Origin of the sequence: Enterobacter cloacae complex sp. 342H5, assembly GCF_050030905.1 — a bacterium.
GTDB classification, from domain to species: Bacteria; Pseudomonadota; Gammaproteobacteria; order Enterobacterales; family Enterobacteriaceae; genus Enterobacter; species Enterobacter intestinihominis.
In genome coordinates this window covers 330,169-344,394 of the sequence record NZ_JBLGVB010000001.1, presented here as the reverse complement: position 1 = coordinate 344,394, position 14,226 = coordinate 330,169, and the positions used below count along the sequence as shown (strand labels likewise).

At 56.3% G+C, this 14,226-nt stretch carries 12 protein-coding genes; 7 read left to right on the top strand and 5 right to left on the bottom strand.

Annotated features, from left to right (window positions below; all coding sequences use genetic code 11):
• Nucleotides 1-78: 78 nt before the first annotated feature.
• From ACQG03_RS01680 to ACQG03_RS01670, 3 genes are all read left to right on the top strand, one after another.
• Nucleotides 79-1,448, top strand: a protein-coding gene (locus ACQG03_RS01680) for an IS3-like element ISKpn8 family transposase (RefSeq protein ID WP_085949440.1) whose coding sequence is annotated in 2 segments (ribosomal slippage) — nucleotides 79-559 and nucleotides 559-1,448 — 1,371 coding nt in all. Because the reading frame shifts where the segments join, the coding sequence is not laid out codon by codon here.
• Nucleotides 1,449-1,547: 99 nt separating this feature from the next.
• Nucleotides 1,548-1,700 (top strand): Hok/Gef family protein, encoded by a 153-nt coding sequence (locus tag ACQG03_RS01675; protein ID WP_023299102.1) that lies wholly within the window; start codon nucleotides 1,548-1,550, stop codon nucleotides 1,698-1,700.
• Between the two features lie 121 nt (nucleotides 1,701-1,821).
• A complete protein-coding gene (locus ACQG03_RS01670; protein WP_038415085.1) occupies nucleotides 1,822-2,496 on the top strand; it encodes a tetratricopeptide repeat protein in 675 nt (224 codons plus the stop codon).
• An 83-nt stretch (nucleotides 2,497-2,579) separates the two neighbouring features.
• On the opposite strand, the gene gltP is transcribed toward ACQG03_RS01670, so the two are convergent.
• Nucleotides 2,580-3,893, bottom strand: coding sequence for a glutamate/aspartate:proton symporter GltP (gene gltP / locus ACQG03_RS01665; protein ID WP_022646765.1), 1,314 nt, complete (start codon nucleotides 3,891-3,893; stop codon nucleotides 2,580-2,582).
• A gap of 423 nt (nucleotides 3,894-4,316) precedes the next feature.
• Between gltP and acs the strand changes: the two genes are divergently transcribed.
• The 3 genes from acs (at nucleotide 4,317) to actP (ending at nucleotide 8,369) form a co-directional block, all read left to right on the top strand.
• Nucleotides 4,317-6,275 carry an acetate--CoA ligase gene (gene acs / locus ACQG03_RS01660; protein ID WP_023299100.1) on the top strand — a complete coding sequence of 653 codons (1,959 nt, stop codon included), beginning with the start codon at nucleotides 4,317-4,319 and terminating at the stop codon, nucleotides 6,273-6,275.
• A 133-nt stretch (nucleotides 6,276-6,408) separates the two neighbouring features.
• The gene (locus ACQG03_RS01655) at nucleotides 6,409-6,723 is read left to right on the top strand and encodes a DUF485 domain-containing protein (protein WP_038415083.1); all 315 of its coding nucleotides are present in this window, start codon (nucleotides 6,409-6,411) and stop codon (nucleotides 6,721-6,723) included.
• Nucleotides 6,720-8,369 carry a cation/acetate symporter ActP gene (gene actP / locus ACQG03_RS01650; protein WP_023299099.1) on the top strand — a complete coding sequence of 550 codons (1,650 nt, stop codon included), beginning with the start codon at nucleotides 6,720-6,722 and terminating at the stop codon, nucleotides 8,367-8,369. Before ACQG03_RS01655 ends, actP begins: the two co-directional genes overlap by 4 nt.
• Before the next feature lie 33 nt (nucleotides 8,370-8,402).
• On the opposite strand, the gene ACQG03_RS01645 is transcribed toward actP, so the two are convergent.
• Both ACQG03_RS01645 and ACQG03_RS01640 read right to left on the bottom strand, forming a co-directional pair.
• Nucleotides 8,403-9,092 (bottom strand): LrgB family protein, encoded by a 690-nt coding sequence (locus tag ACQG03_RS01645; RefSeq protein WP_022646761.1) that lies wholly within the window; start codon nucleotides 9,090-9,092, stop codon nucleotides 8,403-8,405.
• Nucleotides 9,085-9,495: a CidA/LrgA family protein gene (locus ACQG03_RS01640; protein WP_022646760.1), complete on the bottom strand. Its 411-nt coding sequence runs from the start codon at nucleotides 9,493-9,495 to the stop codon at nucleotides 9,085-9,087. The genes ACQG03_RS01645 and ACQG03_RS01640 overlap by 8 nt, the downstream gene beginning before the upstream one ends.
• A gap of 102 nt (nucleotides 9,496-9,597) precedes the next feature.
• Between ACQG03_RS01640 and ACQG03_RS01635 the strand changes: the two genes are divergently transcribed.
• Nucleotides 9,598-10,485: a LysR family transcriptional regulator gene (locus ACQG03_RS01635; protein ID WP_022646759.1), complete on the top strand. Its 888-nt coding sequence runs from the start codon at nucleotides 9,598-9,600 to the stop codon at nucleotides 10,483-10,485.
• A gap of 512 nt (nucleotides 10,486-10,997) precedes the next feature.
• Here the strand turns inward: ACQG03_RS01635 and ACQG03_RS01630 are convergent.
• Nucleotides 10,998-12,644 (bottom strand): Na+/H+ antiporter, encoded by a 1,647-nt coding sequence (locus ACQG03_RS01630; RefSeq protein WP_022646758.1) that lies wholly within the window; start codon nucleotides 12,642-12,644, stop codon nucleotides 10,998-11,000.
• 153 nt (nucleotides 12,645-12,797) lie between these two features.
• Nucleotides 12,798-14,147 carry a guanine/hypoxanthine transporter GhxP gene (gene ghxP / locus ACQG03_RS01625; RefSeq protein WP_022646757.1) on the bottom strand — a complete coding sequence of 450 codons (1,350 nt, stop codon included), beginning with the start codon at nucleotides 14,145-14,147 and terminating at the stop codon, nucleotides 12,798-12,800.
• Between the last annotated feature and the right edge of the window lie 79 nt (nucleotides 14,148-14,226).

Here is a 14,226-nt window from a genome sequence, read left to right as displayed (position 1 = left end):
AGTGGAAAGCCCCGGGAAATTTGCATTTACCTGTACTGCACCCATTTTGTTGGACGATGAAATGGAATAGTCCCTGATATGTCAAAGCCAAAATACCCCTTCGAAAAGCGCCTTGAAGTCGTGAATCACTACTTCACAACTGATGATGGTTACAGGATCATCTCTGCACGTTTTGGTGTGCCTCGAACCCAGGTCAGGACGTGGGTTGCCCTCTATGAAAAACATGGAGAAAAAGGTTTAATTCCCAAACCTAAAGGCGTTAGTGCTGATCCAGAGTTGCGCATTAAGGTCGTGAAAGCCGTGACCGAGCAGCAGATGTCCCTCAATCAGGCTGCTGCTCACTTTATGCTTGCTGGTAGTGGTTCTGTAGCCAAGTGGCTGAAAGTCTATGAGGAGCACGGAGAAGCTGGTTTACGCGCACTCAAGATCGGCACCAAAAGAAACATTACAATGTCAGTTGATCCAGAAAAAGCGGCGTTAGCATTGGAGCTGTCGAAAGACCGACGTATTGAGGATCTTGAAAGACAAGTTCGATTCCTTGAAATGCGGCTTACGTATCTAAAAAAGCTGAAAGCCTTAGCTCATCCCGCGAAAAAGTGAAAGTACTCAACGAGCTAAGGCAGTTTTACCCTCTTGATGAGCTTCTCAAGGCAGCGGAGATACCGCGCAGTACGTTTTATTACCATCTAAAGGCTCTCAGCAAGCCTGATAAGTATGCGGATGTTAAAAAGCGTATTGGTGAGATTTATCACGAGAATAAAGGTCGTTACGGATACCGTAGGGTAACGTTGTCTCTCCATCGAGACGGGGAACGGATTAACCATAAAGCCGTTCAGCGCCTGATGGGAACCCTCTCGCTTAAGGCAGCGATTAAGGTCAAACGATACAGCTCCTACAGAGGAGAGGTAGGGCAAACCGCCCCCAATGTTCTCCAAAGGGATTTCAAGGCTACACGGCCAAACGAGAAGTGGGTTACCGACGTTACTGAATTTGCAGTCAATGGGCGAAAGCTGTATTTGTCTCCAGTAATAGATCTCTTCAACAACGAAGTTATTTCTTACAGCCTGTCGGAAAGACCTGTGATGAACATGGTCGAGAATATGCTCGATCAGGCATTCAAAAAGCTTAAGCCTCACGAGCATCCTATTCTGCACTCTGACCAGGGATGGCAGTATCGTATGAGAAGGTATCAAAACATCCTTAAAGAACAAGGCATTACACAGAGCATGTCCAGAAAAGGCAATTGTCTGGATAATGCAGTCGTGGAATGTTTCTTTGGAACCTTAAAGTCGGAGTGTTTTTATCTTGACGAGTTCAGTAATATAAGCGAACTGAAGGATGCTGTTACGGAATATATTGACTACTACAACAGCAGAAGAATTAGCCTGAAATTAAAAGGTCTGAGTCCAATTGAATATCGAACCCAGACCTATGTGCCTCGTGTTTAACTGTCCAACTTTTTGGGGTCAGTACAACCCGAGGCTACCCCTCAACCCCAACAAGTTGAGAGTAGCCTCTTATTCTTTTTTTCACAAGGAGTAAAAGGCATGACGCCATTAAAAACTGCGTTAGGCATCGTTTTTATTATTTGCCTGACGATAGTGATCTTTACCTTTATTACTCGCGGTAAGTTATGTGAGTTTTCAATAAAGAGTGAACATCAGGAGGTGGCGGCGAAATTAGCCTGTAACGCAGGCTAACCTCTTCGGGTGGAACGCGTGTTCCGCCCGGCTTGTGGGATACTGAGGTCTTAACGCACCCGTTTTTTTCTTCTGTCACCGCGATTATACTGCGCGGCATGTACCCCGATGATAAGAATCCATGAAAGCCATTTTTCTGTTGTTGTTATTTTTAACCGCCTTTGCCCGTGCCGATGAGATAGGCAGCCAGTATCGAAAACAGGCGGAAGCCGGTGATGCGCGCGCCCAGTATTATCTTGCCGATACGTACTTCAGCTCCGGCGACAGCAAGCAGGCCGCGCTGTGGGCCGAGAAAGCGGCGAAAGGCGGCAATGTCGACGCCATGGCGCTGCTGTCGCAAATCCTCTTTACGCAGGGCGACTACGCACAGGCCAAAGCTCTGGCCCAACAGGCAAACATTGCGGGCAGCAAACGCGGCGCGATCATGCTGGCACGGGTGCTGGTGAACACGCAAGCAGGCAAGACCGACTACCCGCAGGCCATTAAACTGCTGCAAACGGCGACCGAAGACATCGATAGCGACTCGGCGGTAGACGCGCAACAGCTGCTGGGGCTGATCTATGCCAACGGCGTTGAAGTCCCTCAGGATGACGTGCAGGCTGCGGCGTGGTTCAAGCGGAGTTCGGCTCTGTCCCGGACGGGCTATGCGGAGTACTGGGCAGGCATGCTGTTCAGGCAGGGTGAGAAAGGCTTTATCACACCGAATAAACAGAAAGCGCTTTACTGGTTAAACCTGAGCTGTACGGAAGGGTTTGATACCGGGTGTGAAGAGTTTGATGCGTTGAGCGGAGAGTAAATTATTGCCCGGTGGCGCTGCGCTTACCGGGCCTACGGTTATGTAGGCCGGGTAAGGCGAAGCCGCCACCCGGCATTTTTACATCATTGGTCAGCCGTTTTATCAAAACGACCCAGCACCTCGCGTTCATACGCCAGCGCTTTTTTACGGTCGAACTTGTGTTCCCACTTGGAGATTACCAGCACCGCCAGCGCATTACCCACCACGTTCAGCGCGGTACGCGCCATGTCGAGGATACGGTCCACACCGGCGATAAACGCCAGGCCTTCCAGCGGAATACCGACGCTGCCCAGCGTCGCCAGCAGCACCACGAAGGAGACGCCCGGCACGCCTGCGATACCCTTTGAGGTCACCATCAGGGTCAACACCAGCACGATTTCCTGCCACAGCGACAGGTCAATGCCGTACAGCTGAGCGATAAAGATTGCCGCAATACTCTGATACAGCGTTGAACCATCCAGGTTGAAGGAGTAACCGGTCGGTACAACGAAGCTGGTAATGGACGCCGGTGCACCGTAGGCCTCCATCTTCTCAATGATACGCGGCAGCACGCTCTCGGAGCTTGCCGTGGAGTACGCCAGAATCAGCTCATCTTTCAGAATGCGGATCAGGATCCAGATGCTCAGCCCGCACAGGCGCGCCACAATCCCCAGCACCACCAGCGCGAAGAACAGGATCGCGAAGTGCACCAGAATCACCAGCTTCGCCAACGGCCACAGGGAAGCAAAGCCGAAGTTCGCCACGGTTACGGCGATCAGCGCAAAAACACCCACCGGCGCATAGCGCATCACCATGTGGGTGACTTTGAACATGGTTTCAGAGATAGAGCGGAACACCGTTACCAGCGGTTCACGGTGCGTCGCGGGCAGGGAAGAAAGCCCCAGACCAAAGAGCACCGAGAAGAAGATGATCGGCAGCATCTCGCCCTTCGCCATTGACGCGATAATGTTGGTCGGCACCAGCGAGAGGATAGTCCCCATCAGCCCATGCGAATGGCTCTGCACGTCGGCGGTGGTGCTTTGGTATTTCGAAATATCCACCGTCGCCAGCTGCGACATATCAATCCCGGAACCTGGCTGGAACACGTTCGCCAGGGTGATACCAAGAATGATGGCAACCGTGGTGATCACTTCGAAATAGAGAATGGTTTTAACGCCGATGCGGCCTAACTGTTTCGCATCACCTACCCCGGCAATACCGACCACCAGCGTCGAGATCACAATCGGCACAACAATCATCTTGATCAGATGAATAAAGATATCGCCCGCTGGCGAGAGAAGGTTCGCAATCAGCCACTCGCGGCTGTCGCTATGGTAATGGAGGTAACTGCCCAGCAAGATGCCCAGCACAAGGGCCAGCAGGATCTGCCAGGCCAGGCTGACTTTCAAATTTTTCATAGAAACTGACTTCCTCAATGAAATCTCCGCACCAGCAAAACTGCATGAATATGGAGACATACTGAAAGGGTATGAATTGTGTTGCGTTGGTTTATGGGATTTTTTAACGCGCCGTATGAGTATCATTTGCACGGCATGCTGCGCAAGCCTTAAAGAACAAGGCATTTCACTGCAAAAAGCGTCATTGACGGTAATTAATAGCAATCCACATCAATAACCGATTGTTATGAAAAAACTTTTACAAACAAAAAAGTGAATAATTCTTCAGATGAATTATTTCCCTTCAAAGTTTCATTCGCTCAATTTTCATACTCTTCAGACATTGCGTGATCTGTCGCCCAAATACTAAACAAAGCTTGTAAAGCCCCTACTATTAACGTTTTTGCGACATATTATTAACATCTTACAAGGAGAAAAAAAGCCATGAGCCAAATACACAAACACGACATTCCCGCAAACATTGCGGACCGTTGCCTGATAAGCCCGGAGCAGTACCAGGAGAAATACCAGCAGTCCATTTCCAGCCCTGACGCATTCTGGGGTGAACAGGGCCACATCCTCGACTGGATCAAACCTTATCAGAAGGTAAAGAACACCTCTTTCGCGCCGGGCAACGTCTCCATTAAATGGTATGAAGACGGCACGCTGAACCTGGCGGCGAACTGCCTGGACCGCCATCTTGCCGAACGCGGCAACGAAACGGCCATTATCTGGGAAGGCGACGATGCCTCTCAGAGCAAACACATCTCATATAAAGAGCTTCATCGCGACGTCTGCCGCTTCGCCAACGTGCTGCTGGCCCAGGGCATTAAAAAAGGCGATGTGGTGGCGATCTATATGCCGATGGTGCCGGAAGCCGCGGTGGCTATGCTGGCCTGCGCGCGCATCGGCGCGATCCACTCCGTTATTTTTGGTGGCTTCTCGCCGGAGGCGGTTGCCGGACGTATCGTCGACTCGAACTCAAAGCTGGTGATCACCGCTGACGAGGGCGTGCGTGCCGGGCGCGGCATTCCGCTGAAGAAAAACGTCGATGAAGCGCTGAAAAACCCGAACGTGAAATCCATCCATAACGTCATTGTCTTCAAACGCACGGGCGGCAACATTGACTGGCACGAGGGCCGAGACCTGTGGTGGAGCGATCTGATTGAAAACGCAAGCGACCAGCATCAGCCGGAAGAGATGAACGCGGAAGATCCGCTGTTTATCCTTTATACCTCCGGATCCACCGGTAAGCCGAAAGGCGTGCTGCATACCACCGGCGGCTATCTGGTTTACGCGGCCACCACCTTTAAATACGTTTTCGACTACCATCCGGGCGACATCTACTGGTGTACCGCCGACGTGGGCTGGGTCACCGGTCACAGCTACCTGCTGTACGGCCCGCTGGCCTGCGGCGCAACGACGCTGATGTTTGAAGGCGTACCTAACTGGCCAACGCCGGCGCGTATGTGCCAGGTGGTCGATAAGCATCAGGTCAACATTCTCTACACCGCGCCAACGGCGATCCGTGCGCTGATGGCGGAAGGCGATAAAGCCATCGAAGGGACCGACCGCTCTTCCCTGCGCATCCTCGGTTCCGTGGGCGAGCCGATCAACCCGGAAGCCTGGGAGTGGTACTGGAAGAAGATCGGCAACGAGAAGTGCCCGGTGATGGACACCTGGTGGCAGACCGAAACCGGCGGCTTCATGATCACCCCGATGCCGGGCGCCACGCAGTTGAAAGCCGGTTCGGCCACCCGTCCGTTCTTCGGCGTGCAGCCCGCGCTGGTGGACAACGAAGGCAATCCTCAGGAAGGGGCCACCGAAGGCAACCTGGTAATCGTCGATTCCTGGCCTGGCCAGGCGCGTACCCTGTTCGGCGACCATGAGCGCTTCGAACAGACCTACTTCTCAACCTTTAAAAACATGTACTTCAGCGGCGACGGCGCGCGCCGGGACGAAGACGGTTATTACTGGATCACCGGACGCGTGGACGATGTGCTGAATGTTTCCGGCCACCGTCTGGGCACGGCGGAGATTGAGTCTGCGCTGGTGTCGCATCCGAAGATTGCCGAAGCGGCAGTTGTCGGCATACCTCACAACATCAAAGGCCAGGCGATCTACGCCTACGTCACCCTGAACCACGGCGAGGAGCCGTCGCCAGAGCTGTATACCGAGGTGCGCAACTGGGTGCGTAAAGAGATCGGCCCGCTGGCCACGCCGGACGTGCTGCACTGGACCGACTCACTGCCGAAAACCCGTTCCGGCAAGATTATGCGCCGTATTCTGCGCAAAATCGCAGCAGGCGACACCAGCAACCTCGGTGATACCTCAACGCTTGCCGATCCTGGCGTGGTAGACAAACTGCTCGAAGAGAAGCAGGCCATCGCAATGCCTTCCTAGTGTTTCTCCCTCTCCCCGTGGGAGAGGGCCGGGGTGAGGGCATCAGACCGCACCTTCCTTCCATCACCCTAACCCTCTCCCCATAGGGGAGAGGGGATAAAAACAAACCAACCTTACCTTTGGAGACTCTGTGATGAATAACGATATTTGTCAGCAGATAGAGAATAGTGCGCACTACAAGGAGCTCGTCGAAAAACGGCAACGGTTTGCCTTTATCCTTTCCATCATCATGCTGGTTATTTACGTCGGCTTTATTCTGCTGATCGCCTTTGCGCCGCAGTGGCTCGGTACGCCGCTGCACGCCGGAACCAGCGTTACGCGCGGCATCCCAATTGGCATTGGCGTTATCGTTATTTCGTTTGTGCTGACAGGTGTGTATGTCTGGCGTGCGAACGGTGAATTCGATCGTCTTAACAGAGAAGTTCTGCGCGAGGTAAAAGCATCATGAAGCGAGTCCTGACGGCGCTTGCCGCCACACTTCCCTTTGCTGCCCATGCGGCAGATGCCCTTACCGGCGAGGTCCAGCGCCAGCCAACCAACTGGCAGGCGATTATCATGTTCCTGATTTTCGTGGTGCTAACGCTTTACATCACCTACTGGGCGTCGAAACGCGTGCGCTCCCGTAACGATTACTACACCGCGGGCGGCAACATTACCGGCTTCCAGAACGGGCTGGCGATTGCGGGAGACTTTATGTCTGCCGCCTCGTTCCTCGGGATCTCCGCGCTGGTTTATACCTCGGGGTATGACGGCCTGATCTACTCCCTCGGCTTCCTCGTCGGCTGGCCGATCATTCTGTTCCTGATTGCCGAGCGCCTGCGTAACCTTGGCCGCTACACCTTTGCAGACGTAGCTTCATACCGCCTCAAACAAGGCCCCATCCGCATGCTCTCCGCCTGCGGTTCGCTGGTTGTGGTGGCGCTGTACCTGATTGCGCAGATGGTGGGCGCGGGTAAATTGATCGAGCTGCTGTTCGGTCTGAACTACCACGTCGCGGTGGTGCTGGTAGGCGTGCTGATGGTGATGTACGTCCTGTTCGGCGGCATGCTGGCCACCACCTGGGTACAGATCATCAAAGCGGTACTGCTGCTGTTCGGCGCCAGCTTTATGGCCTTTATGGTGATGAAACACGTCGGGTTCAGCTTCAATAATCTGTTTACCGAAGCCATGTCAGTGCACCCGAAAGGGGAAGCGATCATGAGCCCGGGCGGGCTGGTGAAAGATCCGATATCCGCGCTCTCGCTCGGTCTCGGCCTGATGTTCGGTACCGCTGGCCTGCCGCATATCCTGATGCGTTTCTTCACGGTGTCTGATGCACGTGAAGCGCGTAAAAGCGTGTTCTACGCCACCGGGTTTATGGGCTACTTCTACATACTGACCTTTATCATCGGCTTTGGCGCGATCATGCTGGTGGGGGCAAACCCGGCGTTTAAAGACGCGGCGGGCGCGCTTATCGGCGGTAACAACATGGCGGCGGTGCATCTGGCCGACGCGGTAGGCGGTAACCTGTTCCTCGGCTTTATCTCTGCCGTGGCCTTCGCCACCATCCTCGCGGTGGTTGCAGGGCTGACGCTGGCTGGTGCGTCTGCGGTATCGCACGATCTCTACGCCAACGTTTTCCGCAAAGGCGCAAGCGAGCGCGATGAGCTGAAAGTCTCCAAAATCACCGTACTGGTGCTGGGCGTCGTCGCCATCCTGCTGGGGATTTTGTTCGAGAAGCAGAACATCGCCTTTATGGTGGGGCTGGCCTTCTCGATTGCGGCAAGCTGTAACTTCCCGATCATTCTGCTCTCCATGTACTGGTCAAAACTGACCACCCGTGGGGCGATGATTGGCGGCTGGCTGGGGCTGCTGACGGCGGTGATTCTGATGATCCTCGGCCCGACCATCTGGGTGCAGATCCTCGGTCACGAAAGCGCTATCTTCCCGTATGAATACCCGGCGCTGTTCTCCATTGCCGTGGCGTTTATTGGGATCTGGTTCTTCTCAGCGACCGACAACTCGCCGGAGGGTAACCTGGAGCGTGAGAAATTCCGCGCCCAGTTTATCCGCTCGCAAACCGGCCTGGGTGTTGAGCAGGGCCGCGCGCACTAAACCTTTTCTCCCCGGTCGCTCTGGCCGGGGAACTTAAAACATCACCCACGCCACCAGCGGCGCGATTAATACCATTGTCACGCCCGAGAGCATCATCACCAGGCTTGCAACAACGCCTTCCTGCTGTCCCAGCTCATACGAACGTGCCGTCCCCGCCCCGTGCGACGCCGCGCCAAACCCCGCCCCTTTCGCCATCCCTTCGCGAATGGAAAGGCGCAGAAACAGCACATCCCCCACTGCCATGCCGAACACGCCGGTCACCACCACAAACAGCGCCACCAGATCCGGCTGTCCGCCGAGCGGTTTAGCCGCCGCCAGCGCGAACGGTGTGGTCACCGAGCGTACCGCCAGGCTGCGCTGGATTTCATCAGACAGGGTAAACAGCCGCGCCAGCCAGACCGAGCTACACACCGCCACTACCGTCGCGGTGACGACACCCGCGCTGAGCGACATCCAGTGGCGTTTAATAATTGCCAGGTTGTCATACACCGGCACCGCAAAGGCGATAGTCGCCGGGCCGAGCAGCCACAGCAGCCAGTGGGATTCACCAATGTAGTTCTGCCAGGAGATATGGCCGAAGACCAGCATCAGCACCAGCAGGATCGGCGTAAAGACCAGCGGCATCAGCGGCAGCGTGCGAAAGCGGCGATACAGGCGCTTGTTGGCAAAGTAAATGACGACTGTCGCAATCAGGCATAGCACGCTTATCTGAAAGTTAGTCATGCTTCTGCCTGCTGATTTCAAAGCGATACACTTTATCCACCACCCAGGCGGTGGCGCCCAGCACCATCAGCGTGCTCAGGGCGATAACCGCAAAGATGCGCCAGCCGTCGACCATCAGCAGTTGCGCATAATTCACCACCGCCACCACGGCCGGAACGAAGAACAGCAGCATCTCCGCCAGCAGCCAGCGCGCACCGGCCCGCACCCAGCTAAGGGGCAACGCGCGACAGAGGATCAGCGTCAGCATCAGCACCATTCCCACCAGGTTGGCGGGTAAAGGCAGGTTCAGCCAGTCGACAAGATATTCGGCAAAAACAAACAGTCCCGCGTAGAGCAGTACCTGAACCGGTACCTGGAGTCGTTGAACAACGGCAGGCGTAACACGGCTTAACGCCACGGCCATGGAGGTTTTCCTCAGAATTGAGACGAGGCGCCAGTATAGTGAGCGTACGGTATCGACTGAAATGAATTAAAATCATCGAAGGTATAGTTTCGAGGAATAATCATGGACATAAGAACGCTGCGCTATTTTGTCGAGGTGGTTCGCCAGCAAAGTTTTACCCGCGCAGCGGAGAAGTTATTCGTAACCCAGCCTACCATCAGTAAGATGCTGAAAAACCTCGAAGATGAGCTGAACTGTACCCTGCTGATCCGCGACGGGCGCAAGCTGCTGCTGACCGATACCGGTCGCGTGGTGTTCGAGCGCGGGCTGGCAATTCTGGCGGAGTTCCGCCAGCTGGAGGCCGAGCTTGGGGACATCAACCACCTGACAAAAGGGCTGCTGCGGCTCGGCATTCCGCCGATGGTCGGCATGATGATGGCCGGGCCGATTAGCCTGTTTCGCCAGCGCTATCCCGGCGTTGAGCTAAAAATCTCTGAGTTTGGCGGCCTGACCGTGCAGCAGGCGGTGATGAACGGTGAACTGGACGTGGCCATGACGGCCCTTCCCGTGGAAGAAGAGAGCGGGCTGGCAACGCTGCCGCTGTTCAGCCACCCGCTGTGCGTGCTGGTGCCGCGCTCCGGCGACTGGCTGAAGATTGAATCAGTAAAACCCGAGCTGCTCGGCGAACACCCGCTGCTGATTTACAACGAAGATTTCGCCTTAAGCCGCCAGCTGATGGCGCTGTTTAACCAGCACAACGTAAAGCCGCGCATTGCGGTGCGCAGCGGCCAGTGGGATTTTCTGGCAGCGATGGTACAGGCGGGCGTGGGGATAGCCATTCTGCCGCAGCCGATCTGCGAGCGGCTGGATAAAAACACGCTGCGCTGGATCCCGCTGGAGAGCGATCTGCACTGGCAGTTAGGGATGATCTGGCGTGAAGGGGTGTATCTGTCGCACAGCGCACAGGCGTGGTTGCAATGCTGTGAGGGGTTTTGGGTACCCTCACCCTAACCCTCTCCCTGTGGGCTGAGGGTTCCCCACAAATTAATGCGAGCACTGAGCAATCCCCTCGCCCCTCCGGGGAGAGGGTTAGGGTGAGGGGAACATACGGCGGTGGTGGTCATTCCGTTCACTTTATGTTCCTTGCTACTCTGTAACGACATGACCGGTGAACGTGCCAGGGTGGCTCAGTCGCCACCACCCTGGCGACCCGGGCTCCCGGCGGTAAATCGCCGCTTCGCGGTGCCCTCGGCTTATTCCTTCCGGCTTATCGGGTACGGGCGGAGGCAACGTCCCTGTAAAGCCGCCCTCTCGGCGCATCCCTGCGCCTCGCCCCGGCCGGAAGGCAAACGCCTCAGCGATTTACAGCCGGACCAGGGCATCGCTGACAGCCCTCAGTCATTTAGAAAGCAACTTTATTGCTTCTGCATAAAAAAATTACTGGGGATCCCTCTCCCTGTGGGAGAGGGAACCGATCGAGCACGTAGACCCGGTAAGCTCAGCGCCACCGGGCAATTACAGCGCTACTGATTCTCTATCAACAACGCTTCCAGCAGATCCAGATCGTGCAGCAGCTTTTGCAGCGTCTCGTTGCTGATCTGCCGCGTCGCGCGCAGGTGATACAGCTCGGCACGCTCGGAGCGCAGCGCCGCCAGGCGGAAACGGCGCTCGAGGTTCTCTTCCTGCAACGAACTTTCCACGTCGTTACGTCCGTCAGCACGGCGACGCAAATTACCAATCACGCGTGAACTGACTTCCTTCAGCAGCTGGTTATCAATGTTCTCTTCGGCATCGGCGGCCAGACGCTCCTCCATCTTCTCGATGGCGACAATCGCCACTTCCGCCGTCGCCGCACGGGCAATCCGCTCTTCCTTATGCTGCTGCGAGGTGTCACCCGCATCAATATGCTGCAGCAGAATCGGCAGCATAATTACGCCGACAAACAGGGAGAAGAGGATCACGCCCGCCGCCAGGAACACCAGCTCGTAGCGCGCCGGGAAGACGTCGCCCGTCGGCAGAAGCAGAGGAATGGAGAGCACACCAGCAAGGGTGATCGCCCCGCGAACGCCCGCGAAAGAGGCAATCAGCAGCTCGCGCGTGGTCCAGGAGCCGAACTCCATCGGCTTTTTGGTCAGGAAGCGAACGCTGAACTTCTTCATCGTCCACAGCCAGCCGAAACGCACCAGCATCAGCGAAAGGTAGATGAGTACGATATCGGTAAACAGCATCCAGACTTCAACGTTTGGATCCGCTTCGGCCGCGATCAGCGAAGATTCCATAATGCCCGGCAGTTGCAGGCCCAACAGCAGGAACACCATGCCGTTAAAGACAAACTCGAGCATCGCCCAGGTACTGTTCGCGCGCAGACGCATCGCCAGCGGCGCCCGGCGCATCACGCCGGAACGGGTGATGGTCATCCCCGCGGCTACCGCCGCCAGAATGCCCGACACGCCGATATGTTCGGCAATCAGGTAAGAGGCGAACGGCAGCAGGAACAGCAGGACGATCTGCGTCGCCGGTTCATCGCCGCCCCAGCGGCTGAGGAAGCGCAGCGAACGACCGTACAGCCAGCTTACAACAAAGCCTGCGAGGATACCGCCAATCGCCACCTTGAAGAATTCGAGGGTTGCACCGCCGACGGTAAAGACCATGGTGCCCATGGCTACCGCCACGGCAAACTTCAGGGCGACCAGGCCGGAAGCGTCGTTCATCAGCGCCTCGCCCTGCAAAATGCCCATGATTTTCTTAGGAATGCGCCCTTCGCCCACAATGCCGGACAGCGCCACGGCGTCGGTCGGCGACAGCACGGCAGCCAGCGCAAAGGCGGGTATAAGCGGGATCCCCGGTACGGCCCAGTAGATCAGGAAACCAATCCCGACCACGGTAACGACCACCAGCGCCAGCGCCAGACCGAAGATCTCTCGCCCGTGCTCAAGAAATTCGCGCGTCGGCGTTTTCCAGCCATCGGCAAACAGCAGCGGCGGGATAAACAGCACGAGGAACAGTTCCGGATCGAACTCCACGTGCAGACCGAACGTCGGCCACGCCAGCAGCGCGCCGATAGCTATTTGCATTAAAGGCAGGGGGACCTGGAAGGGCAGTACGCGTGTAACCACCCCGGATAATGAGACCACAAGGGTCATGATGAGTATTGTGAAGAAAATTTCCATGCGTTCCCTGTTTGCTGTGTTTCTTTTTAAGCCAAACCTGAGGCGTCGTGCCTCTTATTCTATCCTCTCCAGAGTAACGTAAAAGACAACGGGATGAGTCCTGAAAATAAAAACGGGCGGCCTGAGCCACCCGTTTTCGCATCAATGGATAACTTAAATTGCCCAGCCGCCCGCGTAGAACGCCACCAGCGCAACGGCGATGACAACGGTACCGATGTTCAGCTTGCGCCACTCACCGGAGACCAGACGCCCAATCACCAGCGAGGCGAAACCGATCATAATGCCGGTCACGATGTTACAGGTCAGCACGATAAAGACCGCGGTGATCAGACCGGACATGGCATCAACAAAGTCAGCAAAGTCGATTTTCGCCACGTTGCTCAGCATCAGCAGGCCGACGTACATCAGCGCAGGTGCGGTCGCGTAAGCTGGCACCAGATAAGAGAGCGGAGAGAGGAACAGGATCAGCAGGAACAGTACGCCAACGGTAATAGCCGTCAGGCCGGTTTTGCCGCCTGCCGCCGTACCCGCTGCGGACTCAATGTACACTGCCGCTGGCGCTGCACCCACCAGGCCAGAGAAAACGCTGCTCAGGGAGTCGGTGGTCAGCGCTTTGCCGCCGTCAATGATCTGGCCGTCTTTGTCCAGCAGGTTAGCCTGCCCCGCCACCGCGCGGATGGTGCCCGTGGCGTCAAACACCGCGGTCATTACCAGCGCCAGCACGCTTGGCAGGATCACCGGGTTCAGCGCGCCCACAATATCCAGGCTGCCAATCAGGGAGTTACCGTTGTCATCGCTCAGCGACGGCATGGCGAAAATCCCGGAGAAATGAACGGACGGGTCGAAAATCAGGCCGACGATGGACACGCCGATAATGGTCAGCAGAATGCCGCCCGGCACTTTCAATTTTTCCAGGCCAATGATCACCGCCAGCCCCACCAGCGACATAATTACCGGGAAGCTCGCGAAGTTACCCAGCGCAACCGGCAGGCCGTCCAGCGGGTTCTTGATGACCAGACCCACGCCGTTGGCGGCGATCAGCAGCAGGAACAGGCCGATGCCGATACCGGTGCCGTGCGCCACGCCCTGCGGCAGGTTGCGCAAAATCCAGCTACGGATGCCGGTAGCAGAGATCACGGTGAACAGTACACCCATCAGGAACACCGCGCCGAGCGCTACCGGGACGCTGATATGCTGGCCCAGCACCAGGCTGAAGGCGGTAAACGCGGTCAGGGAGATGGCGCACCCGATCGCCAGCGGCAGGTTCGCCCACAGGCCCATCACAATCGAACCCACACCCGCAACCAGGCAGGTGGCAACAAAGACCGCCGCTGGCGGGAAGCCCGCTTTGCCGAGCATGCCCGGCACCACGATGACGGAGTACACCATCGCCAGAAACGTCGTCAGACCGGCAACAACTTCCTGGCGCACGGTGCTGCCGCGAGCAGAAATTTTAAACATGGCGTCAAGTGAACCGCCGGTACGCGCAGATGGCGTAGACATAGAAAACATCCCCTGAAAATTTTTATTGAAAGTCCGTAAGCGTGGTGGAGACTCCACTGCCAGCGAAACGTCAAATCCT